Annotated in this window: 17 protein-coding genes; 6 read left to right on the top strand and 11 right to left on the bottom strand. The window is 48.3% G+C overall.

The annotated features are described in order from the left end of the window. Positions 1–114 precede the first annotated feature (114 nt). Positions 115–2226: an alpha-amylase family protein gene (locus Q369_RS0109370; protein WP_031527544.1), complete on the top strand. Its 2112-nt coding sequence runs from the start codon at positions 115–117 to the stop codon at positions 2224–2226. Positions 2227–2262: 36 nt separating this feature from the next. Here the strand turns inward: Q369_RS0109370 and Q369_RS0109365 are convergent, their stop codons facing one another. The 5 genes from Q369_RS0109365 to Q369_RS0109345 all read right to left on the bottom strand — a co-directional run bounded on the left by Q369_RS0109365 (position 2263) and on the right by Q369_RS0109345 (position 8213). Beyond that, complete coding sequence (locus Q369_RS0109365) at positions 2263–3672, bottom strand: alpha/beta hydrolase-fold protein (protein ID WP_031527543.1); 1410 nt, start codon at positions 3670–3672, stop codon at positions 2263–2265. A 70-nt stretch (positions 3673–3742) separates the two neighbouring features. Beyond that, a complete protein-coding gene (locus tag Q369_RS0109360; RefSeq protein WP_229206784.1) occupies positions 3743–4924 on the bottom strand; it encodes an acetyltransferase domain-containing protein in 1182 nt (393 codons plus the stop codon). An 82-nt stretch (positions 4925–5006) separates the two neighbouring features. After that, a complete protein-coding gene (locus tag Q369_RS0109355; protein WP_031527541.1) occupies positions 5007–5906 on the bottom strand; it encodes an ROK family protein in 900 nt (299 codons plus the stop codon). A gap of 138 nt (positions 5907–6044) precedes the next feature. Beyond that, positions 6045–7289: an L-fucose:H+ symporter permease gene (fucP, locus tag Q369_RS0109350; RefSeq protein ID WP_031527540.1), complete on the bottom strand. Its 1245-nt coding sequence runs from the start codon at positions 7287–7289 to the stop codon at positions 6045–6047. Positions 7290–7385: 96 nt separating this feature from the next. After that, positions 7386–8213 (bottom strand): alpha/beta hydrolase, encoded by an 828-nt coding sequence (locus Q369_RS0109345; RefSeq protein WP_035333200.1) that lies wholly within the window; start codon positions 8211–8213, stop codon positions 7386–7388. A gap of 172 nt (positions 8214–8385) precedes the next feature. On the opposite strand from Q369_RS0109345, the gene Q369_RS27610 reads away from it, so the two are divergent. Beyond that, positions 8386–8550 (top strand): lmo0937 family membrane protein, encoded by a 165-nt coding sequence (locus tag Q369_RS27610; protein ID WP_082489155.1) that lies wholly within the window; start codon positions 8386–8388, stop codon positions 8548–8550. An 81-nt stretch (positions 8551–8631) separates the two neighbouring features. On the opposite strand, the gene Q369_RS0109335 is transcribed toward Q369_RS27610, so the two are convergent. After that, on the bottom strand, positions 8632–9318 hold the full coding sequence (locus Q369_RS0109335) for an arylesterase (RefSeq protein ID WP_031527538.1): 687 nt from the start codon (positions 9316–9318) through the stop codon (positions 8632–8634). A gap of 188 nt (positions 9319–9506) precedes the next feature. Here Q369_RS0109335 and Q369_RS0109330 point away from each other — a divergent pair, with 188 nt between their 5' ends. The 4 genes from Q369_RS0109330 to Q369_RS0109315 all read left to right on the top strand — a co-directional run bounded on the left by Q369_RS0109330 (position 9507) and on the right by Q369_RS0109315 (position 17868). Continuing rightward, positions 9507–10175, top strand: a complete 669-nt coding sequence (locus tag Q369_RS0109330) for an ABC transporter ATP-binding protein (protein ID WP_031527537.1) — start codon at positions 9507–9509, stop codon at positions 10173–10175. Positions 10176–10188: 13 nt separating this feature from the next. Continuing rightward, entirely contained in the window at positions 10189–12732 is a 2544-nt protein-coding gene (locus tag Q369_RS0109325; RefSeq protein WP_031527536.1) for an ABC transporter permease, read from the top strand. Between the two features lie 458 nt (positions 12733–13190). Further along, positions 13191–16166 (top strand): SusC/RagA family TonB-linked outer membrane protein, encoded by a 2976-nt coding sequence (locus tag Q369_RS0109320; RefSeq protein WP_031527535.1) that lies wholly within the window; start codon positions 13191–13193, stop codon positions 16164–16166. Between the two features lie 10 nt (positions 16167–16176). Next, positions 16177–17868, top strand: a complete 1692-nt coding sequence (locus Q369_RS0109315) for a RagB/SusD family nutrient uptake outer membrane protein (protein ID WP_031527534.1) — start codon at positions 16177–16179, stop codon at positions 17866–17868. A 184-nt stretch (positions 17869–18052) separates the two neighbouring features. On the opposite strand, the gene Q369_RS27605 is transcribed toward Q369_RS0109315, so the two are convergent. From Q369_RS27605 to Q369_RS0109290, 5 genes are all read right to left on the bottom strand, one after another. Further along, the gene (locus Q369_RS27605) at positions 18053–18271 is read right to left on the bottom strand and encodes a helix-turn-helix domain-containing protein (protein WP_229206783.1); all 219 of its coding nucleotides are present in this window, start codon (positions 18269–18271) and stop codon (positions 18053–18055) included. Between the two features lie 130 nt (positions 18272–18401). Continuing rightward, positions 18402–20789, bottom strand: a complete 2388-nt coding sequence (locus Q369_RS0109305) for an ABC transporter permease (protein ID WP_031527533.1) — start codon at positions 20787–20789, stop codon at positions 18402–18404. A gap of 144 nt (positions 20790–20933) precedes the next feature. Further along, positions 20934–21935, bottom strand: coding sequence for an aldo/keto reductase (locus Q369_RS0109300; RefSeq protein WP_031527532.1), 1002 nt, complete (start codon positions 21933–21935; stop codon positions 20934–20936). 89 nt (positions 21936–22024) lie between these two features. Beyond that, on the bottom strand, positions 22025–22912 hold the full coding sequence (locus Q369_RS0109295) for a helix-turn-helix domain-containing protein (protein ID WP_031527531.1): 888 nt from the start codon (positions 22910–22912) through the stop codon (positions 22025–22027). Between the two features lie 39 nt (positions 22913–22951). Next, entirely contained in the window at positions 22952–25624 is a 2673-nt protein-coding gene (locus Q369_RS0109290; RefSeq protein WP_084165693.1) for a DUF3857 domain-containing protein, read from the bottom strand. Between the last annotated feature and the right edge of the window lie 12 nt (positions 25625–25636).

The raw sequence follows: 25636 nt of genomic DNA, 5'->3' as shown, positions 1-25636 counted from the left end.
CTATATTAAAAAATTAAGCCAGCTTCTCTCCCCTGCCTTTTAGCGAACCTGAAAATGCGACTTTTCAAGTAGATACAAAAACGTCGGCACCTTTTTCAGCAAAATGTCGATTCAATGATAAGATACCTTTTACTGCCAGCGCTGCTAGTACTCTCCAATATTCTCTCTGCCCAAAACACCGGCAACGAAGATCTCTGGTGGAAAAAGAACAACCTGCGGGTAATCCAAATGAACCTGCCGGATTATGAAGCCGCGAGCATTCACGCAGATTCCATTGTAGAAGACCTCGTGAAATTTTCAGCCAATACGCTGCTCATCAATGCGGGCGGCATCATGGCATTCTACCCTACAAAGCTGGATTTCCATTACCAAAACCCGCACGTGAAAAGCAACGTACTCGGCGATGTGATCCGCAAGTGCCACGATCACAATATCAAAGTAATCGTCCGTTTCGATTTCAGCCGCGTGCATGAAAGCATTTTCAGGGCGCATCCCGAGTGGTGCTATATTTCTCCCAAAGGCGAAAGGATCATTAATACTGATATGTATGTGGTGTCCATCAATGCCCCTTATGTGCAGGAAAAAGCCTTCAAAATCATTGAAGAAGTAATGGATAGTTTTCCGATCGACGGTATTTTCCTGAATATGCCAGGTTACCAGGTCAATAATCCCTACGAAGGCAAATACCACGGCATTGACCAGAACGAGTTTGACAAAAAGCGCTTTGCTGCGTTCTCAGGCGGACAGCAATTGCCAACCGAAGAAAACAAGGCCGACCCGCTTTTTCAGAAGTATTTGGAATTCAAAAAACATACTGTGGAAGACTGGTCGGAGCGGCTGCACAAACTGGTAAAATCCAAAAACGAGCAGGTAGCTATTTGTACCTATTCAGACAAATTCGTCGATATTATCCGCCACGAATCCCAGAGTATGACTACCCTGCCTTACTGGCCCTATTCAGCGTCCGACAATGTTAATAATGCGGTCAACTCCTTTCCTGATCACATTATCAGCAATGCAAGTATTCAGCAGATTTCTTTTCAGTCCAGGTACAATGCAGTGGAGCCGCAGGAAGTACAGATCCGGCTTTATGAGAATATTGCAAACGGATCCGGGCTGGACCTGAGTATGATGGGAGATATGCGGGACTACGAAGACGAGCGTAATTTTGATGTTTTTAAAAAAGTATACGGTTTTCACAAGAAACATGAAGCTTACTTTGGCAGGTACCGGTCGGTGGCGAAAATTGCTGTGATCGCGCCTGGTGCCTGGCCGAGCGGCGAGCCGATGCAGGAATATCGCGGCATTCAGCTGATGCTGCGCGAGGCACATATCCCGTTCGACATTATTGAAGACGGTCAGATCCACAATTTATCTGAGAAAGTAAAAGGCTACCAGCTCCTGATACTGCCTGAGATCACATACCTGAAACCCGAGGCGCTCGCTGTTTTGAGAGCGGCCAGTCAGCAAGGCACGCATCTGATCGCAACCAATCGCAGCCTTTTCGATAGTCCCGAAACATTGCAGGATTTATTCGGCGCAAAAATCAGGAACAAGGATAACGACGGTGCCGGCAATTACCTCGTGCCCGACGACCGGACCATTTTCAAAAGCTTTCCCGGACAAAAAATGCTTTTCTGGAAGTTCAATATGGGCTTGTACGACTTTTCCGCAGCCGATCAGAAATTGCTGCCCATTCTCTCAAAAGGCCGGCCCGGCCCGCCAGAGATCATCGGCGGCCACGATCCCACAGGTAACTACGCACTGGCGATCAAAAATCACCCGAAAAGCAAAGCCGTGATCATGCCGATTAACCTGGGCCGGATCTACTACATGCACGGATACCAGGAGCACAAAAATCTGCTGCTTGATGTAATTGAGCACCTTTTACCAGGAACCAGGCAAACCATTCAGACCAATGCACCCGCGAGAGTGGAAACGATTTTGAATGAATTCGTAAAAAACACTGACGGGAACAGATATAAGGAAAAAAGCGACGGAATGATCCTTCATCTGGTAAACCTGACCGGGTTCAGCGGCAATACTTATTTCGAGCCACTTCCTTTGTATAAGCTGAGTTTTCAGTTTAAATGCGAAAAACAGCCTAAGAGGGTATTCTCCCTGGCTACTGGCAAACCCGTAAAATCTACATGGAAAAACCGCGAAATCGCGCTTGAAGTAGGCGCGTTGGATGGATTTGACGGTATTGTAATGGAGTGGAATTGAGCGTACCGATGTGGTGCCCCGAGGGGGCTCGGGGGCTTATAACTTTGGCGCGTTGGGTTTGGTAGGGGTTTTGGATCCGGTTGTGCCTTTTGTGTTTAATTTACGTTTGTAGATTTTGCGGGATGTGGCGACATACAATTCGTCTGAATCTCTTCCTCCGAATGCAACCTTTAATGGCGCACCATCCGGGACAGGCAGGATCGCATTGACGCGGCCCGTCTGATCTAAAATCTGGATACCGGCAGCTGTGGCAACATAAATGCGCCCTTCCATATCACACACCAGCCCGCCAGCCAATGCACTATCATCCCAATCATTCACGTGCAGCCACCCAAACTTTTGTTTGTACGCCGTTTTCCCGTTAGCCTGAAATTGGGAAGACCAAACCCAATGCGACGCAGGCTCTGTTTCATAAAGCAGCGTTTGATCGGGTGACAAAGCCTGGTTAGCAGCGGATTTTGGATTTGGTCTTTTTGCGAAAACCTGCGCGCCGTCCGTTGCAGTTTCCCAATCCTGCCCGGGAATCAAGATTGACGCAAGTACCTGATTTTGCGAGTTACCCTTCTTCACAGGCTCCGGCCAGTTTTTCCATAAATACCGCATTGCCTCCGGAAATACGGCTGATCCGTGCTTTCCATTGTGCCCGCCTTCGCCCCATTGATGCATCACTTCGTACCCGGCAAATGTGAGCGCACGCAACATCGTCTGATTCGCCATCCACCAATCGCCTGCATATATGTTGAGGTCATTGGCGCCGTCCTGCATGTAGATCCTTATTGGTTTCGGTTCGAATTTTCGGACTAAGGTGTGGTAGCGATCGGCACCGCGCAGACCAACGTACGTCCCGATTGCGCTGAAAACGCGGGTAAATGCATCCGGCCGCTCCCAGACTGCGGTGAATGCACAAACCGCGCCACTACTTGATCCGCCTATCGCACGGTCGTTCCCGCTTTTCGAAAGGCGAATTTCCCGTCCATCGCTTGTTTTTTGCTTTTCCACTTCCGGCAGGAGCTCTTCAAGGATAAACCGTGCATACGCATCGCCAAGTCCGTCGTATTCAAAGCTGCGGTTAAAGCGGTCATTTGCCTTCTCCGGATCAGCCGCGCGTACCTTTCCGTGCATCACGAAAACGCCGATCGTAACCGGCATTTCTTTGCTTTGGATGAGATTATCAAAAACCGTCGGCGCATTCCATTGAATTCCGTCCTGGTTTACATAAACACAGGCAGGCTGGTCCGGTTTGTACTGCGCCGGCACATACACCCAGTATTCGCGCCAGGTGCCGGGAAATATTTTGGATTGATCGAATGTAAATTTCAGGATTTCGCCTTTGGGTACATTGGCTTGTGGCTGGGAAGCAGGATCAATGGGATATGTTTCCGCACTGGTTTGGGCCAGAGCGCAGAAAACGCAAAGCGAGAATGCAAGTGAAAGGAGGTATCTCATTACAGCAATGTTTAGGTTGTTGTAATAAAATGAAGATCACAAATTTCTACTTACCGGGCAATAAACGAAGCTATAAGTAGCTCAGCCACCATTTGCGCTCGCGCGTGCGGTAATCGCCAAACCACTTGCAGGGAAAGTAGAGCGCCAGCACAATCAAGATCCAGATGATGTAAACCCAGACCAGGCTGTAACCGAAATCATCTGGCCGGAACTTGAAAAACAGCTTCTCATCCGTAGCCTGCGCCCACGTGTAACCCGAGACAAGCACGGCAATGGCACTGACGAAATGTATCACGTAGAAGTGTACCACAAAGAAGAAGAATGGCACTTTTCCGTAAACCTTGAAAAACCTCGAAAGTTGATCATTCCAATGCTCCGCAAAGGCAAGTACCAGCAGTATAGGACCCTGCGTCGCCAGTGTAAATAAAAGCGACGGCGGGTATTTACGCACATTCATAAATGCAAGAAATGTTCGGAAACTATCCTGCTGCACGCTCCAAGGTGCAGGATCTCCGTATTTATTGACGAACCGCAGCAAAACAAAAAGGATCGTCATCACTATCCCTGTGATCACAAGAATCTTTCTCCGGTTTTCAGCCAGGAAACTGCTCCTGTAAAGCGTACCCAAGCCGTAACCGGACATCATAATACCAGCCCAGGGCACGATCACGTACAAGAATGCAAGGGTACCGCCGTCACCACGCGGATAAAACTTACCCGCGCCGGTAAAGAAAATACTGAGCACAATGTCAGCCGGAGAGTTAGGAGCAACCTGAATGTAGTCCAGGAGATTGTGCGCAAATACGATAAATAGCCCGACCGCCAAAATAGTCCGCGGCGACAAAAAGCGCACCAGCAAACCGAGCAGGATCATACTGCCACCCAGTGCCCAGAGTACCGCAAAGAGGATTGTTTTGAAAGTAATATCAAAGGTGAAGCCGAATGTCATGAAGATCACATCAACCAAAATCAGCCAGAAGCCACGCTTGATCAGGAAAGAAGAGGTACTGGCGGGCGTCTTATTTTGTCCCGACAAAAATGCCGAGATGCCCGAAAGCAGCATGAAAGAAGGTGCGCAGAAATGGGTTATCCAGCGGGTGAAGAAGAGCATTCCCGTCGTAGTCTGCGGGTCGAGCGGGTCGCCTGTGAAAGCAGCTATGTGGAAGTAATCCCTGACGTGGTCCAGCGCCATGATCACGATGATCAGGCCCCGGACGATATCAATGGACTGAATGCGCTGAACTGCCTTCACGTTTGTCACTGTGATGGAGCGTTATGATTTAACGAACTATTTTCAAACGACAGACCAGCACTCGTTCGCGCTAACGTTTATCTTAGAGCAAAGCTGCGCCAAAAACACCCGCACTATCTCCCAACTTGGGTTTTACGATCGGTGTGGTAACTACACCTTTGTTGAAAATATACTTTCTGATCCGCTCGTAACCCGCCGTGTAAAGCAGATCCACATTCCCTACCCCGCCGCCGATCACGATCAATCCCGGATCGATCACGTTGATCAATGTGGAAATAGCGCGGCCGTAATATTCAAGCAATCGCTCAATAGTAGCACTCGCATGCACGTCATTTCCCTCGCGGTATCTTTCCAGAATGACTTTCATGGTAATGCGCTCGCCGCTTTGCTGCTCGTAAAACCTCTCCAATGCAGGTCCGGAGATCACCTGCTCAACACAGCCCGCCTTACCGCAGTAGCAAGGCTCGCCATTTTCTTCCAATATATTGTGGCCCCATTCTCCTCCTATTCCGTGGTGACCGGCAATGATTTTGTTGTTAACCACCAAACCGCCACCCACACCGGTACCCATAATTACACCAAAAACAACTTCGGCAGTATGGTGCTCCTTGCCTGCTCCCATTAAAGCTTCCGCCAAAGCAAAACAGTTCGCATCATTAGCCAGCTGACAAGGCACATCGAGAATCCTCTGCAAGTCGGCTTTGAGCGGCATCCCGTTCAGGCAGGTAGTATTAGAGTTTTTCATCAGCTGAGAATCGGGTTCCAATACGCCCGGCGTAGCAAACCCGATCTTGGTCGGACGCTCTCCCACCTGCTCTGCTACCATATCGATCAACCTCTTGATCTGAGACAAAATATGCTCATACCCCTTCGCCGATTCAGTCGGCAGGCGCATCCTCGCTATTACTTCCAGATTCTGCGCAGAGTCCAGCACCGCACATTCTATTTTAGTACCTCCTAAGTCAATCCCCCAGAGTTTCATTCAATTATTTGTTGTGAATTAATTATTGATTTAGCTAGTGGCAATCGGCTGTCAGCTTTCGGCTTTCGGCTGTCTTTCCGAAGGCAAATAAAAAAGCCGACTGCCGAAAGCCGACTGCCGAAAGCCAATTGGCCGAAGTCACTTCACCTTATAAAACCTATATCCAAACAGAAATATCACCGTATAACAGATGATCGGCAGGTAGTAGGCTGTGGCTACGTCGTGCTCGGCTACGGCGCCCATTGCGAATGGGAAAAACGCACCGCCTACTACGCCCATTGAAATAAAGGAAGAAGCCTGCTGCGTATGTTTTCCCAAATTTTTAAGACCCAAACTGAAAATCGTCGGGAACATAATGCTGAAAAAGAAGTTGAGCATCAGCAATGCAATGAACGACGGCCAGCCCAGACTTTGAGCGATAACGAGGCACATGACAATGTTACAAGCAGCAAAAATCGCAAGCAATGAGGGCGGAGCGATAAAGCGCATCAGGAAAGTACCGATAAAACGTCCGGCCAGCATCAGCACGAAGAATAGGATCATCCAGTTACCCGCAACCGCATCCGTGAAGCCCATTTTCTCGTGACCATAATTGATGAAAAACGCCCAGGTACCTGCTTGTGCGGCTACATTGAAAAACTGCGCAAATACCGCCCACTTGAAATGGCTATGCTGAAAAAGACCTTTTTCAGGATGGGTATCTACATTCGCAGCTGCCGGATCTACTGCTACGTGCGGATCTGTAAGCGCAGGTACTTTTACGAAAGAAAAAAGCACCGCGATCGTCGCGATCACACTGCCGATTACGATATATAAAGTTTTAACCGAAGTAAGGTCTGTGCTGCCTTCGACATTATTTCTCAACAAAAAATAAGAACCTACCGCGGGACCGATAATGGTACCCAATGCATTGAATGCCTGCGCAAAGTTAATGCGCATATCGCTGGTACGCTGGTCGCCCAGGGACGCAACAAACGGGTGAGCCACTGTTTCGAGCGTGGAAATACCGCAACCAAGAATGAACAATGCACCTCCAAAAAACGGGAATGAAGCCGCTGCCGCCGCCGGAACAAACAAGAATGATCCCGCCGCAAAAAGCGCAAGACCGAAAAGCACGCCATTCTTATAACCAAATCGCTTCATAAAAAGCCCAGCAGGTATCCCCATTACCCCGTAAGCCCCAAAGATTGCAAATTGTACAAAAGCCGACTGCGTTTTGGTGAGGCTGAGTACGTGTTGAAAATGTTTGTTCAAAACATCGCCCATCGTGATGGCAATGCCCCAGAACATGAAAAGGGAGGTAACAAAAATAAGGGTAATCAGGTATCTGTTTTCAGTGAATTTGGGAGCGCCAGCCGGTGCAGACGAGGAATAGTTGCTCATTATAGCTGAATAGTAAAATTAAAAGGTAGGTTAATTCTATTTTGTGCAAATGTAAATGAGAGAAATTTAAAAACTGTAAACAATTGAAAATACAGCCTATTTGCCCGCAGCTTCTTTTCTATTGAAAAAGTTGCTCATAAAAAGCAGCTGATATTGTACTGCATTGGTCCAGTAAGCCCAGTTGTGAGCGCCGGGTCTTACGATATAATCATGCGGAATGTTGCGGTAAGCCAGCTCGCGGTGAAGCTTTTCGTTTACCTCGAAAAAGAAGTCTTCCCGCCCGCAGTCAATGATCAGCGACAATGTGTTGGGTGTCAGCAGATGCAGCATATTGATCACGGTGTTCTCCTCCCACGCCTGCGGCTTCTCTGCGTATTTGCCCAATCTTTTGGCCATATCCCAGTTGTTCGGGAATGGACGGATATCCACGCCGCCGCTCATGCTGCCCGCAGCGCCGAATACATCCTGGTGCCGGAAAGCGAGGTAAAGTCCGCCGTGTCCGCCCATACTTAACCCGGTGATCGCCCGGCCTCTGCGGTCTTTGATCGTTTTGTACTTGCTATCCACAAACGCCACAAGCTCTTTGGCCACGTAGGTTTCATATTTAAATGCCGGGTCGGGCGTATCCCAGTACCAGCTTCCGTAACCGCCGTCGGGACAAACGATCATCATCTGGTACAAATCCGCCGCCTTCTGAAAACCGGCCGCCTTTTTAACCCAGTCCGCGTAATTGCCGCTGTATCCGTGCAAGAGGTAAACGACGGGCATTTCTCCTGCAGTTGCATAATTATCCGGACGGATCACGACCGCCTTGATGTTTTTCTTCATCGCCGCGCTGTAAGTGTCCACTGTATCAACGACGGCGCCTTCTGTAAAAAAAGAAATTGTTAAAAGGAAGAACAGGTTTATTAATGTTCGCTTCATAGAAGTGCTTTGAGATAAATTTCTACAACTTATGGCTATGTAATTTCAATGCAGCGCAAATATTGTAGAATCCGGGGAAAGTTAGGGCGCGAAATGCAGCTATTTCTTGCTGGCATCTAAATTGATAGGATGTAAGCAGATCACTAACATCTCTAACTCAAAACACAAAACAATGGGAAATCTTCTTTATACAATAGCTGTCATCCTCGTAATCCTTTGGTTGATAGGCTATTTTGGCTTCGCAAGCTTTGGACTTGGTAACATTATCCACATTCTTTTAGTGATTGCCGTCGTGGCAATTATTCTTCGTTTGATTCGTGGCGACAGGGTTGTGTAGAGCAAGGAGAACATTGAATAAAAAGGCCCGGAGTTCTGTTTTAAACAGCTCCGGGCCTTTCTTTTTGCCCTTTTTAGATTCCTAAAGCAGATCTTCAATTATCACCCAGACATTCTCGGCCAGGATCTTATGTCCTTCTGCTGTCGGGTGAATACCATCCGGCAGGTTCAATTTGGCTTCGCCTCCTACGCCTTCCAGCAAAAACGGAATCAGGGTAATATTGTTCTTTTTGGCTAAATCGGCATAAACTGCGCGGAAATCGGATGCGTATTTCTGTCCGATATTCGGCGGAATCTGCATTCCTGCAAGCACAATTTTCGCATTGGGATATTTGGTATGTACCTTATCGATAATCGCTTGCAGGTTCTTTTTTGTCTCCGGCACAGGAATGCCCCGCAAGCCGTCATTCCCTCCGAGTTCCAGTACAAATACATCGAGCGGCTGCTTCAACAGCCAGTCAATGCGACTGTTTCCGCCGGACGTAGTTTCGCCGCTTACACCTGCATTGATTACCTTATAGTTCAGTCCGAGTGAATCTATTTTCTTTTGGATCAATCCGACAAAACCCTGGGTAGGATCGTCAAGGCCGTAAGCTGCGGTAAGACTGTTACCGAAAAAAACGATGGTCTTTTTCCGGGCTGCCTTTTCCGCCGCAGGTGCTTTCGCGGTTTCTTCCGTGGATTCAGCTTCCTCCTTTTTTCCGCCATTACACGAAAACAGCAGCAGCGGAATGAAAAGTGTGTAGATAAAAAATGAAATGCGCTTCATAATAGAAATTGATTTTGACAGAATTTAAAAAGACAAACCATCGCGGGAATTGCCCGAAAACCGCTCACTTAGTTTTCAATGCCGTTTAACCTATATTTATATTCGACATAAAACCAAAAGAACCAAATTAGACCAAAACAGGTTGCCCAAGCTTAGCACCACGAAATCATAAAAATAGGAACATTAGAATGGATACCATACTCGATCTGCAGCAGGTAAGTAAAATATATAAAAGCGGTGACCGGTCTCTGACCGTTTTAGACAACATTCATTTCTCAGTAGCGGCAGGTTCAACAATGTCCATTGTGGGTCCGTCGGGAAGTGGGAAAACTACCCTGCTTGGCTTGTGCGCAGGTCTTGATCGCGCTACTTCCGGGAACGTGGAGCTGCATGGTACCAGGCTCAACGGATTGAATGAAGACCAGCTCGCGGCGGTGAGGAACAAGTATGTAGGCTTCATTTTTCAAAACTTCCAATTGCTGCCCACCCTTACAGCACTGGAAAACGTAATGGTACCGCTTGAACTCCGGGGTGAAAGAAATATCAAGTCGCGCGCGCTGGATCTGCTTGACAAGGTCGGACTCGCAGAACGCAGCCATCACTACCCTACACAGCTCAGTGGCGGCGAGCAGCAGCGCGTATCACTCGCACGCGCGTTTTCCAATCAACCACAGATCCTTTTTGCCGACGAACCCACCGGAAACCTCGATGCTGAAACCAGCGAGAAAGTGGTTAACCTGCTTTTTGACCTCAATAAAGAGGCGGGAACTACGCTTGTGGTGGTAACCCACGACCTGGAACTGGCCGCAAAAACGCAAAGGATCATCCGCATCAAAGGCGGAAAACTGGTAGCATAACCTCAATTTCCTGATGGACTCCAACAACCTGAATATATCCTGGCTGCTGCAAATGGCGTGGCGCGACAGTCGGAAAAACCGCTCTCGCCTGGTACTTTTCATTTCTTCAATTATTCTCGGCATTGCTGCGCTAGTCGCCATTTACGCGCTCGGCGATAACCTGAAAGAGAACATTGATAATCAAGCCGCTACTCTCATCGGCGCCGATCTTTCCCTTTATGGAAACCGCGCAGTAGAAGGAAAAGCCAAAGAGCTGGTGGACTCATTGGGCAAGATCCGCTCGGAGGAGCGCAGTTTTGCTTCCATGGTTTATTTTACAAAAAGTGGCGGTAACAGGCTGGCGCAGGTGAAAGCATTGTCGGGTGCATTCCCGTATTATGGGAAATTCGAAACTGTTCCGGTAACGGCTGAAAAAACATTCAGGACCAAGCGTGAGGCACTGGTGGACCAAACGCTGATGCTGCAATACAATGCCAAAGTAGGCGACTCCGTCAGGATCGGGGAAGTTACATTCGCGATCGCCGGTATCCTCGAAAAAGCGCCGGGAGCAACGGGTATTACAAGTTCCGTAGCGCCGACGGTGTACATTCCGATGCAGTACCTTGACCAGACGGGCTTAATGCAAAAAGGAAGCCGCGTAGCTTATCGCCATTATTTCAAGTTTGCGCCGGGTACCGATGTTGAGAAGCTTGTCAAGAACCTGGAACCGCGTTTTGAAAAGTTTGACCTGGACCACAACACTGTCCAGCAGCAAAAAGAAGATACCGGCCGCTCATTCCGCGACCTGACACGCTTTCTGGCTTTGGTCGGTTTTGTGGCATTGTTGCTGGGCTGCATTGGCGTCGCGAGCGCTATTCATATTTACATCCGCGAAAAACTGAAATCCATTGCTATCCTGAGGTGTTTGGGTGTAAAAGCATCGCAGGCATTCCTCATTTACCTGATCCAGATTCTTGGGATCGGCATTATAGGGTCTGTGATCGGAGCGGCACTTGGTACTGCGATCCAGCAGTTTTTACCGGTTGTGATCAAAGACTTACTTCCGTTTGAACTCACAACCGCCATTTCCTGGGTTGCGATTGCGCAGGGACTTGCGATCGGCATTCTGATCTCCGTGCTTTTTGCATTGCCTCCGCTCCTTTCCATTCGCAGTGTTTCCCCGCTGAATGTGCTCCGCGTCTCACTCGACCCGATCAAGCTTGAAAGAGATCCGGTTACCTGGCTGCTGTATGCCCTGATCGTGCTGTTCATTTTCGGGTTCTCGTATTTACAAATGCGCACCTGGGTGGAAGCACTGGTTTTCACGGCGAGCATTCTGGGGTCGTTTCTGGTACTTTATGGAATGGCGCTTTTGCTTACCTGGCTGGTGCGCCGGTTTTTCCCGGTATCGTGGAGCTATCTATGGCGCCAGGGACTGGCCAACCTGTACCGGCCCAATAACCAGACAACGATACTGATCGTCTCCATTGGACTGGGTACCACGCTGATCTGCACCTTGTTTTTTGTACAAAGCATTTTGCTGGAACGTGTCAAGCTGTCAACCAGCGGCAACCAGCCCAATATTGTCCTTTTTGACATTCAGGGCCACCAAAAGGAAGGTGTACTTGCCATTGCAAAAGCGCAGCGCGTACCTGTGAACCAGAGTGTTTCGATTGTTAATATGCGATTGGAAGAGCTGAATGGAAAAACGGCGGCCGACTTTGAGGGAGATACTACTATGGAACAATCGCGACGGATATTCGGGAGAGAGTACCGCGTCACCTTCCGCGATTCGACTACCTCTTCGGAAAAAATCACAAAAGGTAAGTGGGAAGGGAAATACGATCCTGCAAAAGGCCTGGTCCCCATTTCGCTGGAACAAGGTTTCGCCGACCGCAGCAAAATTGAGCTGGGCGACACAATGGTTTTCAATGTGCAGGGTACGTTGATGAACACCCGCGTTTCCAGCTTGCGGGAAGTGAACTGGGGTGAGGTACAGACCAACTTCCTGGTTGTATTCCCTACCGGCGTGCTCGAAGATGCGCCGCAATTTCACGCCATGCTCACGCACGTGCCCAGTCCGGAGGTATCCGCTACATTTCAGCAGGCAGTAGTCCGGAAGTACCCCAACATCGCCATTATCGACCTGGCACTGGTACTGCGTTTGCTGGACGACATTTTCAACAAAATAGGTTTCGTGATCCGGTTTATGGCCGGGTTCAGCATTCTTACGGGATTGATTGTACTGATCTCTTCTGTAATGATCAGCAAATACCAACGTTTGCAGGAGAGCGTTTTGCTGAGAACGCTGGGCGCGAGCCGGAAACAGATCTTTGCAATTACCGCTCTGGAATATTTCTTCCTGGGTGCATTGGCCGCATTAACTGGCATCATCATCGCGCTGATCGGCAGTTTCGCATTGGCAAAATTCAGCTTTGAAGCCGAGTTCAAGCCTGAGCTGCTGCCTGTACTTGGCGTCTTCTTCTTTGTTTCGCTGCTAACAGTAATCATCGGATTAATCAACAGCCGGGGTATCCTGTCGAGGCCGCCATTAGAAGTGCTGCGGCAGGATGTTTAGAGTTACCGATCCAAAATACAAGGACTATCCAGAGAACTCGACGAGTTAATGCAAGCCTATGGTCTTTCAATTCAGATCAGCCCGCTTGAAAGTACTGCCTAGCACCAGGTTTACTTACTGAACCTTACAATTTAACAATTCCTTAACTTTCGGATCGCCTTCATTCCGGACGCAAATGCCACTTTTGCGCTCTCCTAAATCCCAGATGGTAGCAATATCAATCCAATCCTATTTGTTCCTCTATTTTTTCAAACGTTTGCACAGAATTTCAAACGTTTGAAATCATTATTAGCTATATTCTATAATTTATTTTAAAAATACAATTGCAATCTTGCATTCAGTCCTTATAATTACTCACCTTTAATGTTGTTCCAATTTAATAATCCACAAGTATGAAGAAAACTCTATCCCGATCAGTCGGAATTGGTCTGTGGCGAAGTTATGCAATGCTCGCTGCGATGCTGCTCAGCCTGCACGCATATGCAGCGCCGAACCCGCTACTGCAAAATGTTACGCTCAAAGGAAAAGTACTTACCGCAGGCAGCGCCGAGCCGCTACCGGGTGTTACCGTTGTGATCTCGGACGTGAATGGCGGCAACAAACAAGGCGCCACGACCGACGAAAATGGTAGCTTTTCATTTGCAAACCTGCAAACAGAAGTACGTTACAACTTGGAGTTCAGCTACATAGGTTTTGAAAAACAAACACTCTCCAACTTTCTTCTCACAGAAGCCAACGCAGCTTCCGTACAGGTAAGCCTCAAAGAGACCGCCGAAAACCTGGGAGAAGTAGTTGTGGTCGGTTACGGCAGTACCGCAAAAAAAGATATCACCGGCGCAGTGAAGTCGCTGAAAAGCACCGAGTTCAATGCGGGTATCATCAACTCGCCCGAGCAATTGCTTCAAGGTAAAGTGTCGGGTGTAAATGTAACCTCGGCAACAGGTGAACCAGGTGCCAAAACCAGCATTACCGTTCGCGGGCCTGGCGGCGTGCGTACCGGAAGTACTCCGCTTTTTGTAGTCGACGGAATGGCGCTTGATAACAGCAGCACAGGTGGAGATGGTAATCCTCTCAACTTCCTCAATCCCGCGGATATCGAGTCAATGGACGTTTTGAAAGACGCTTCTGCCACAGCGATTTATGGAGCGCGGGGAGCAAATGGTGTGATCCTTATCACCACCAAAAAGGGCAAATCCGGCCAGGCGAGCGTCACTTACTCAGGAAGTCTGGGTATCTCCAAAATGGCGCGTCCGCTGGATATACTGAGCGGACCTGAATTCGTTGCCGAAGCCCAGAAGCTGGGAAGTACGGTGATCAATGAAGGCGCTGACACTGATTGGCAGAAAGAAATATCCCGCACTGCGACCACCCACAACCATAACCTTTCCATTGGCGGCGGGACAGACCGTATGACTTATTACGCGTCTTTCGGAGCTCAAAAGCAAGAAGGTATCCTGAAAGGCAGCAGCCAGGACCGTTACACCGGCCGTGTCAATCTTTCCCAGAAATTATTGAACGACCGAGTTACATTGGATGTAAACCTGAATGCGTCAAATACAAAAACCCAGCGGCCTAACATCCAGAGCATCATCGGAGGTGCCATCACAGCCAATCCGACTTACAGACCTTATCAGGACAATGGTGAACCGTTCCAATATGTGGATGGGACAAACCCTCTGATTTCACTGCGACTATATAAGGAACTGGTAAACACTAATCGCGTGCTGGCCAGCATTTCTCCTTCCGTAACGATCATCAAAGGCCTGGTGTACAAGCTGAATTTTGGTCTTGACCACTCCACTTCCGTGGAAGACAAGCAAACACTTCCCAACGCGGTACCTTTCGAAATCGGCCGTCTGGAAAATTGGAGCAACAAGAACTCCAACCGTTTGATCGAAAACTATCTGACCTATACATTCAACAGCAAGGTTCATAGTTTCAGTGCATTGGCAGGACATTCTTACCAACGTATATTCCTGCAGGAACGGAATTTCAGCATTAATAAATTTCCTATCTCGGATATTGAACCCATTTATAACCCAGGTTTAGGACAGGACCTCACACTGGTACTAAACCAACCCGGCGGTTTTGCGACGATCAATGAGCTGCAATCTTTTTTTGGCCGTGTTAACTATGGTTTCAGAGACAGGTATCTTGCTACTGCTACATTGCGCGTCGACGGTTCGTCGAAGTTTGGTGCGAACAACAAATATGGCTATTTCCCGTCTTTCTCACTGGGCTGGCGGATTTCGGAAGAAGCATTTATGAAATCCTCGCCATTCTCTGAGCTGAAATTACGCGCGGGTTGGGGATCGACGGGTAACCAGGAAATCCCTTCCAAAATCACGCAGGCCAGATTTACGTCCGTGGTATCGGGAACTACCAGCTACCCGCTTGACGGTACCAGTCCATATCCGGCAGGTACAACTTACACGCGTCTAGCCAACCCGAACATTCAATGGGAAGTATCGCAGCAAACGGACATCGGACTTGATTTTGGTTTGTTCAAAGGTGCATTAAGTGGAGAAATCGATTATTTTTCCAAAGCTTCAAGAAAGATATTGCTGGAAGTAATCCCAGCCGATCCCGTGCAGCCAGCAGGAACTTTCTGGACCAATGTACCTGATATGCGCATTATCAACCGCGGTGTTGAACTCGAACTGAATTACCGGAATGCACTTGAAAACGGCCTTAGATATGGTGTAGGCGGTAACATCACATTTATTGAAAACGAGGTAAAAGGTTCTCCTTACTCCGTCATTCCTTCGGGTTCGGCGCAGGGATCGGGACTTACCTCGGCTACGATCAACGGTTACCTGAGCGGTCAGCCGATTGGTACCTTCTTCCTGAAAGAACACATTGGATTCGACGAAAACGGCATCAGCAAGTTCCGTGATGTGGATGGCGACGGCATTGTTACCGACAACGACCGCATTGCCGCAGGTACCGCACTCCCGACCCGCATGTACAATTTCAGTGGTAATGTGAGCTTCAAAGGCTTTGATCTGGCAGCCAATTTCAATGGCGTAGCAGGTAACAAGGTTTACGACAATACAGCCAACTCGAATTTCTATAAACTGAAATTGTCAAAAGGCCTGAATGTAACGCGTGACGCATTGTCCGACGAAGCCGAATCGATCAACAACTCTGCACCCGTATCGACCAGGTTTTTGAAAAGCGGCGCATTCCTTCGTCTGAACAACCTGGTACTGGGATACAACCTGAACGCGACCAAGCTGGGGATCAACAAATGGGTACAAACTGTGCGGCTTTCGGTTACGGGCCAAAACCTGGCTGTATGGACGAAGTACAACGGATATGATCCGGAAGTTAACAACGACCGCGAAATCAGAGGCGTAACTTCCTATGGTATCGACTACCTGAGCTATCCGAAATCGAGAACTGTGCTGTTTGGTGTCAATGTTGGTTTTTAATTATTACAAAATGAAAAAGAGATTATCACTCATATTTACGGCAGCCAGCCTGCTATATTTTACCACCGCCTGCACGAATCTGCAGGAAGAAGTTTTGGACGAAACCCTGAGCAACAAGCTTTCGCCCCAGGACGAAGCCAATGGATTGATCGCGCCTGTTTACGCATTGCTGCCTAACCTGTTCCTGCATACCAACTATTTCGCATTGCAGGAAATCAGCACCGACGAGGCGATACTCCCGTACCGCGGCGGTACCGACTGGGGCGACAATGGGATTTACCTCGCGCTGCACCAGCACAATACCACTGCTACTGACCCTAACGTGAACAACACCTGGAACCAGCTGGTACAATCCATTTCCCGCTCGATCACCGCGATTACGAGCTACAAACAATCGGCAGACCCGAGTGCGCCCATATTTCTGGCCGAAGCGAGAGCAATGCGCGCTTACTACAATATGGTTTTGCTCGATATGTTCGGGATCGCATTTGTAAAGGAAGATCCGGGCACCACTTCCACGATCATCCGCGGCGAAGAAGCTGTGAAGTACATTGAAAGTGAGCTTCTTGCCGCAGAACCTTTGCTTAAACCGAAAGCGGCTGTTGGCCCGGGTCGATTGAACCAGGCCGCTGCTTGGAGCTTGCTGTCCAGGTTGTACCTGAATGCAGGCGTTTATCGCAACCGTTACGCACCTACGATTGAGTTCCGCACGGAAGATCTCGACAAGGTAATCGAGTATACAGATAAGGTAATTGCGTCCGGTCAGGCGAAGTTGTCAGCTGATTATTTTTCTATTTTTGGAAACAATAACCACAATAACGAAGAACTGATTTTTGCTGTGGACCAGCGTGAAGATCTGAATGGCCACAATCGCATGGCGTACTTCTCGATCTCTGGCGATCAGTTTCCATTGGCTGAATTCCCAGGCGCAAATGGTACCGACGGGCCTGGTATCACATCAGACTTTTACCAGTCTTGGGTGCAGGCTTACGGCGCTGTTGACCCAAGCCGCGACCCTCGCTTCTACCAGCAGAATATGTCCATTTATACGAATGCGGCAGATACCTGCGTGAATGATGCGGATTACAAAATCAACAGAGGTATCCTGCGCGGCCAGCAATATGGTGCACTGCGCGTAAACGGTGCATTCGTGAGATGTCCGGACGGCAGGTTGAAAGTAGGTAAGCTTACTTACGTGACACGCAACCGGACAGACCTTCCTGTCAGTTTTTCGGAGCTGATCGATTTTACCACTGCCGGAAGTAACTACAATACCGGCTACCGCGTTGCTAAATATGAATTCAGCAGCAAGTCAAACACAGGTCGGAACAAAGGAGAAGCGGATATCGTAATTGTTCGCCTTGCCGATGTTTACCTGATGCGTGCAGAAGCCAAGCTGCGCAAAGGGGATGCTGCGAGTGCACTGGCTGACGTGAACCTGGTTCGCGCGTCACGCACGTCCAGACTTGCGCCGCCCGCATTGACCAGCATGAACCTTGATATACTATTCCGCGAGAGAGGATTTGAATTCTACTGGGAAATGCTGCGCCGCACGGATATGATCCGTTTTGGTAAATACGAAGGTAAATGGACTGAGAAAACCAATTCTGACGTCCGCAAACGCATTTTCCCAATCCCACAAACCGCAATCGACGGTGCCTCGAACCTGCCAGGATACCTGGTTCAGAACGAAGGATATTGATATTGTTTGATATTATACAAAATAGCCAGCCTGTTAGTTGACGGGCTGGCCATTTTGTTATTGAGCATTAGTATTTAATTTGTAAGAAGTTTCTAAGGCAGTTTCATAAGCGCTTATAGTTCCAGACTAATATGTACTTTACCTCCGAAACCTTTTTCGACGATTTCGTAAAGTGTTTTCAAATTCAAATTGCTCCCGTCCTGTTCGACCGGGAGATGAACTCGCGCTTTTTGTCAACTAATGCAGCAAGTTGAGCCTGCGTCAACTTCCGTTCTTCCCGCGCTTTCCTTAATAGCAGGCCAATTTTAAAGCTCTCGAAGTCCCGGTCGAGATCATCGCGTCTCTGAGTACCCGGCTGCCCATATACCTGATCCTTGATCTCGTTCCAGCTCTTAGTTTCCATCTGCATGTCTTTTTTCATCGCTGTAATTTTTCATCGATACTAACTTTCGCACCTTTTTAGACGCAGACACTACAAGAAGGTCACATTTTAAAATTGATAAGATTTTTTTGATTGCAACACCTACCCCAACTCATTCCGACCGCAAGATCTTGCCTGGATTCATCAATGCGGCTTTAATGCTTTGTACGCTTACTGTGAGAATGGCAATGCATAATGAAAGGACGCCGGCCAGGGCGAATATCCACCATTCGGGGTTAATCTTATAAGCAAAGTCTTGAAGCCAGATCCGCGTTAAGTACCAGCCCACGGGCACTGCAATGACAATCGCCACTAACACAAGTTTCAGGAAATTGCCGGAAAGCAATGCCACAATGCTGGTTACCGATGCGCCCAATACCTTTCTGACACCGATTTCCTTGGTGCGCTGCTCGGCTACAAACGCCGCCAGACCGAACAGTCCAAGGCAGGCGATGATGATCGCGATAATGGAAAAGGAGAGAAAAAGCTGGCCTTTCTGTTCGTCTGCTTTGTACTGTCTCGCAAATGACTGATCCAAGAAATCGTATTCAAACGGCTGTCCCGCATTCACCTGCCTAAATGTTGTTTTGATGTAATCCAATGTGCCTGCAACTTGATCTCCCGAGATTTTGACAAGCAAATTATCTGACTTGGCAGTCTTCATTACAAGTACCAGCGGCTCGATCTGGTTGTGCAATGATCGTAAATGGAAGTCGCTGATTACGCCGGTCACAGGAACCTTCTTCGTATCCAGCTCAATCAATCCTTCGTCATAGTTTTTCCAGCCCAGCCGTTTCATCATAGCCTGATTGATCAATACCGCATTGGAACTATCGTGATCCAGCTGCGGGGAAAAATCCCTGCCCTGCGTGATACGGATCTGCAGTACGTCAGCGAAGTCCGGATCCACGTCAAAGTATTCTGCGCTGATCGACTGCTCCGTACCTTTTCTGTAAAAAGAAAAGGTGGTTTTGTTATTGATCTGATCGCCGATTGATCCATTGGTGAGCGTCGCACTTTTGATAGCTGGATTTTGCAGCAACTTGTCCTTCAACACTTTTGCATTACGATTCAATGCAGGCACGGATAATGGAATGGAGATTACCTGTTGCTGATTGAAGCCCAATGCAGAGTTACGCATAAATTGCAATTGCCGGTACACAGTAATGGTACCCGCAATCATCACCATTGAGATCAAAAACTGAAAAACCACCAGCGATTGCCTGAAAAAAGCGCCGCCGCCTTTTGTTCCGCCTGCTCCTTTCAGCACGGCCACCGGTTTGAACTTTGATAAAATAAATGCGGGATATAGTCCGCTGATAAGCCCCGTAAGTAAAGTAAAACCGATGATCAGCGCAATCGTTTCTACATTCCCGAAGTCGATGATCAACGATTTACCGGATATGTGATTGAAGAATGGGAGTAGTGAATAAAGCAAAATGATACTCGCAACAGCCGCCAGGGCCGACATTAAAACGGACTCGGAGAGAAACTGTCCGACCAACTGCGACCATTTCGATCCAACTGCTTTCCTGACACCGATTTCCTTTGCCCGGTTGGCCGCCCGTGCCGTAGCCAGGTTCACATAATTGACAATCGCAATGAGGAGAATGAAGAGGCCGATGATCGAAAAAGTGTACACATACCGCATTGTACTGCCATTTTCCTCGCCTAAAAGGTGGGAAGAATGTAAATGGATATCTGTCAAACGCTGCAAGCTGATGGTAAACTTCACCTTGCTACCGTCCGTATCCCCTATCGTTTCAGCCACATATTTTTTGTAAAAAGCAGGCATTTTGCCTTCGAGCAACTGCGGCTTTGTACCATTTTGCAACAGCAGGTAAGTAAACGTGTTGAAACCATCCCATTTATCAAGCGTAACTCTGCTTACTGCTGCATTCGTATAAGGTAAGATCGCGTCGAATGCCAGATGGTGGTTGGCGGGGGGATTTCTGATAATGCCCGAAACGGTAAATGGCATATTATCTTTAACCAAAACAACCTTTCCGAGCAGTCCGGAGGATTTGCCGAAGAGTTTCAATGCAAGCTTTTCGGTGAGCACCAAACGGTCTTTCCCGGCGAGCGCAATGGTTGGATTGCCCTCGATAAACTGATAGTCGAAGAAGGAAAAGAGCGTGGAATCTGCACAGATCACGTCTTTTACGAGAAAAGCATTATCACCCACCCTGAGCTGCTGCTCCCCTTTTTTCACGCGTAAATTACTGACTACCTCGGGAAACTCACGTTGCAGCGCCGGCCCGAATGGCGCTGAAGCCTGACCAAGCTTGAACTCGTTTCCTTCCCACCGGATGTTGAGATTGAGGCGGTGAATACGATCGGCCTTTGTATGGTACCTATCGAAGTTGAGTTCGTCATGCACATAGAGCCACAATGCAGCTGCGCAGGTCATGCCCGTGGCAAGGCCTGCGAGGATCAACAGGCTGTACGTTTTGTTACGGATCAAATTCCGCCAGGCGATCTTAAAATAGTTTTGGAGCATTTTCCGACGATTCAGCAGTCTATTTACGGGTAAATGTAAATTAATATGCCACTCGCCAGAAAACGCTCCAATCCATTTAAATGGGTTTTTTCACGTGCATCTCTTGTACGCTTTTGAACAAAATCTGTCCGCTTTCAGCTGCCGCTATACATTCACCCATTGCATTTGCGAGGCTTCATAACGCGTACCTGCTGCAACGCCAACCGGCACGATCGATTCCAGCTTCTGTTTCTCTTCTGCGGTGAGTACCACTTCTGCTGCAGCTGCATTTTCTTCGATATACTTAATCCTTTTGGTACCGGGAATGGCGACGATGTCATTGGCAAAAACCCAGGCAAGTGCCAGCTGTGAAGGCGTAATGCCCTTGCTTGCAGCCATTGATTCAATTTCTTTCAGTAAGTCAAGGTTTTTGTAAAAATTCTCTCCCTGATAACGGGGTATCCCTCTTCTGAAATCGTTCTCTTCAAAATCATCCGGACTTTTGATCTGACCGGTGATAAAGCCTCTTCCCAGCGGCGAGTAAGCTACAAATCCTATCCCCAGCTCTCTGGTCACATCCAGCACGCCATTTGCTTCGGGTTCCCTTTCAAACAGTGAGTACTCCGTCTGAATAGCAGTAATCGGATGAACCGCGTGTGCTTTCCGGATCGTTTCAGCAGATACTTCCGACAGACCGATGTATTTAATTTTACCAGCCTGAACCAGCTCCGACATCGCGCCGACTGTATCTTCAATGGGCGTATTGGGATCGAGGCGGTGGAGGTAGTACAAGTCAACGTAATCTGTGCCCAGGTTCCGGAGTGACCGGTCAAGCGCTTTTTTCACATATTCTGGTTTGCCATTGAAACCCCAGGTAAGCTGCTCATTGTCATCTACTTCAAAACCGAATTTGGTTGCTACGATATACTGTTCGCGGTTTCCGTGGATGGCCTTTGCGACCAGCCGCTCGTTGAGCAGCGGTCCGTACAAATCGGCTGTATCCAAAAAGTTGATACCGAGTTCCAACGCGCGGTGAATGGTGGCGATAGATTCTTTTTCATCTGCCTGCCCGTATATATTTCCGCCTGCGATGGTGGTCATCCCCATGCAGCCCAACCCTTGAACGGGTACTTGCAGCCCCTGGCTTCCTAAATTTACCTTTTTCATTTGCGTTTATGATTTGATGATAACATCAGCAAAGGTAAAGTGCAGGGTTGCGCCTCGGGCTACAAGTTTCAAAGCGAAAATTATAGTTTTCAAAGTGTTTTCCGGAATACCAGCGGTGTGATCCCCGAATGCTTTTTGAAGAAGTTATTGAAGTAAGATGCGTATTCAAATCCCAGGCTGAATGCGATATCTGCTACGCTCCATTCTGTATATTGGAGCAGCGACTTGGCTTCGGTAAGCAGCCGCTCGTTGATATGTGCAGTGGTAGATTTACCGGTAACTTCCTGAACAGCAGCATTGAGGTGATTTACGTGTACTGAAAGACTGTCGGCGTAATCGCTGGCTTTTTTCAGCTTAAGGGTATTTTCAGGTGAATCGACAGGAAATTGTTTTTCCAAAAGCGAAAGGAATAATTTGGCAATCCTTGAAGATGCATTGGACGGTGAAAAGTAGCCAATGGAGGGCTGCATTTTGATTGCCTCGTGGATAATCAGACTCACCTGATTGCGGATCACATCCAGCTTGTACATGTACTCACTATCGGATTCCTGGCGAATTCTTAGAAAGATACTTTCCAGATAATGAGCTTGTTCTGCACTAAGATTATAAATCGGATCACCGCCTACTTTAAAGAGCGGCGAATCCTGCAAACTCTCATTGCGGCCGCCGTGATGCAGGAAAGTGTCGGTAAAAATGCAGAAATAACCTGTGGGATCCTCATTGATCACCTCCCAGGAATAGGGAATCAGCGGATTGGTAAAAACGAGCGCCGGCCCGGCGATTTCAATGCCGCGGTTGGCATAAAGCAACTTGCTCCGGCCGGTCATAATCAGCGAAACTTTATAAAAATCCCGCCGGTTGTAGGAAGCGAGGCGACATTGATCCTCCCCCACCACCGATACCCTGAATTGCGCCGGCTTGAACATTAATTCCGGCGCGCGCCAGTCAGCCCGCGCAACAACTTCAAATTGCTCCATCTTCAAAATTAATGAATTCAAAGAAGAATGCAAGCTGCTCTAAGCCTCGTCAGGCTGCATCTCACCGGATTCATTTTCTCCTGCTTCCTGGCTTTCTTCGTATGCATATTCAAGCGCGCCTCCCGGTGGGTATGTATTTACAAACGTCTGCGCGACCTGCTTGGATTGGTAATAATACGGCACCCAGATTGCCGCCGAAATGAGCGTCCGAACAATCTGCTTGTAAACAAGATCTGCGTCAAAGCCGGCGATCTCTGCATAGATTGTATTAGCTTCAATGACACCAATCATAGCGAAAACTACATTTCCAATCAGAAAAAAAGAGAAAAGCTGCGGAAAAGAATCACGCTTTTTGAAATACAAAACAGCCAGCAAAATCGAGAAACAGAATATGATCGTTGATGCGACTGTCTCAAATACCAGCGAAACTCTGTAAAAAAATTCCAGCATTGACGAATGCCCGGTCATTGTATTCCAGCCGGCATTGGTAAAATAGAGCCTACCACCAGTAAATGTCAGGTTTGCAAATGTGACAAGCGGGAAGATAACAACCTGAACACCTGTCAGCAGTATCCACGAGCCGAAGGGTAGCGCGGGTTCTGAGATCTGGCCACTGAGTGGCGAGTAACGGTAAAGCTTGCGAAGAAGCAACACACAGCCTGCCGCAGTCAGTAGCGACACCAGCACCATTGCCCAGTTGATCGGTGAGTCTGAGTATGAGTCCGATGTGGGCGCCCGAAGTTCCATATCGAGATTTTCCGCCAGCCTGGCCATATCTTTCCGGAATTCGGCTACATTTTCAACGGCAACATGGTCTTGCAGGATTTTGTACTCATAAGAGAGTTCCCAAACAGCTTCCCTGGGAATGTAATCCGAACTGAATGAAACAGTGTAAGCTGCCCGCTCAATCCGCCACGCTTCCTTTTTGATGTTCCAATACTCGGGCATATGTACCCGGATTTTGTAGGTATTGTGATAGGGAAATTGCAGTGCTACCGGATCTTTTCTTGACTTTTTGGGTAAAATGCGCAGCTGGTCATAAAGCGTTTTCCCCAGCACACCGAAGTATTCACGCCTGCTCGCCGAATCATACTGCCACGCCTTGAGCATCGTATAATTTTCAAGCATTGAAAAGTTGTTAGCATCGCGCTGGTCGTAGTAAGTGAGCGTGTCCGCCAGGTCAAGTTCCGTGTGCTTGTATACTTCGCGGTAATAATTGAGGTAGGCTTGTTCAGTTTCAGAGGTAACATTTTCCTGGAATGTCGACCGTATCTCATCTGCGAGCGATTCGAAATAGACGGTTTTTACCTGGATCTGCCCCGGTGTCAGCGTGTCGCCGCGATGCGGGAGGTAAATATCTTCGGTAACAGAAATATTGCCTGTTCCCTGTAATGGAATGGAAATCGGCTTGATCTGTCCTTTGCGAAGCAATAAACCTGAACCGTAAGGCGGAAAGCTGATCGTGCTCAAACTACCGCCTTGCAGGGAAATGGTGGGATCTACAAACTTGAATATCTTCGTTTCCGGTCTGCCCGGTACGCCCGCAGACTCCTGAATGCGCACCACAACGTGGTTGAAATCAATCGGCGAAGGCAGGTACTCCGATAAATGGGACCGTTTGTATGTATTTACGAGGACCGGATCGCATTCAATGCCCTGGTCCCGCAGGATCGCACACAGCAAAAATGCTTTATCCTTGCAATCCCCATAACGCTGCCGGAACACCTGCTCAGGCGAATGCGGCCGGTGTGAATTCAAGCCACTTTCGACACCCAGGTACCTGATCTCATCCTGCACAAACCGCACGACTTTCCCGATAAACTCGGATTCGCTTTCCCCGTCCTTTTTCCAGCCGGTCACCTTGCTTTTGATTGCACCGGCGAGTTTGGTGTCACTGTAAAGTGCTACTCCCCAATCCACTACCTCTTTCCAGGTTTTAAATTCTGTTACCTGCACAAGAGGGCTTTTATTGTACCAGGCCGGCACATAGTCGTCGTAAGAAGTGGCCTTCACATTTGTCGCTTCCCATTCATAAACATTTTTGCCATCCCCGGCAGTGACTTTTCTCGCAGGTGGCTTATTGAAATCCTTAAAAATCAAAGCCCTTTTCTGATCTGCGACAATCGCGACGTGCTGGTATTGGGTGTAGTCGAACGAATCGAAGTAAAAGAAATCGGAATACTTACCCTCAAACACCGGGTTCCAGCCCTTACGTGAATAAGCTACTTCAATGCGGTCTCCCTTGCGGATATCTTTGAGAATGATGGAAGCTGTGTAATATCCATTGTAGATGAAACGCTGCCGGTCGGTTTCAAGCGGCATTACCTTGATCTCTGCCAGTTGCAGCTGGGAAGTACTTTTACCATCGCGCCAAACGGTTACCTGGTGAAAATCCAGCTTTTCGTAGGTGGGATCAAATGTGACGGTAATATCAGATCCGTTCTGAATGCCGCTTTCAGATATGATTTGCCGGGTAAAATGGGTGTACCCAGACTGTTCGTCCAGATTTACCTGATAATCTGAAAAAGCAAGATAAAAGCCGCCCGCAATATCTTTGCGCAAAGCAGGCTTTCCCGCAGGCGTCACCGGGACGATCCACCCGGGCTTAGGCGAAATGCTGACCCTGGGACCAGCAAATAGTGATGGAGTAAATAGCAGCAAGCAAAGCAATACAGAAAGAGAAACTCTGGCGGCAGTAGCGTGAAGAATCAAGCGAAATGAAGG

Source organism: Dyadobacter crusticola DSM 16708 (assembly GCF_000701505.1).
GTDB classification, from domain to species: domain Bacteria; phylum Bacteroidota; class Bacteroidia; order Cytophagales; family Spirosomataceae; genus Dyadobacter; species Dyadobacter crusticola.
Note: the sequence above shows the minus strand (reverse complement) of the source record. Positions and strands in the feature narration are given on the sequence as shown.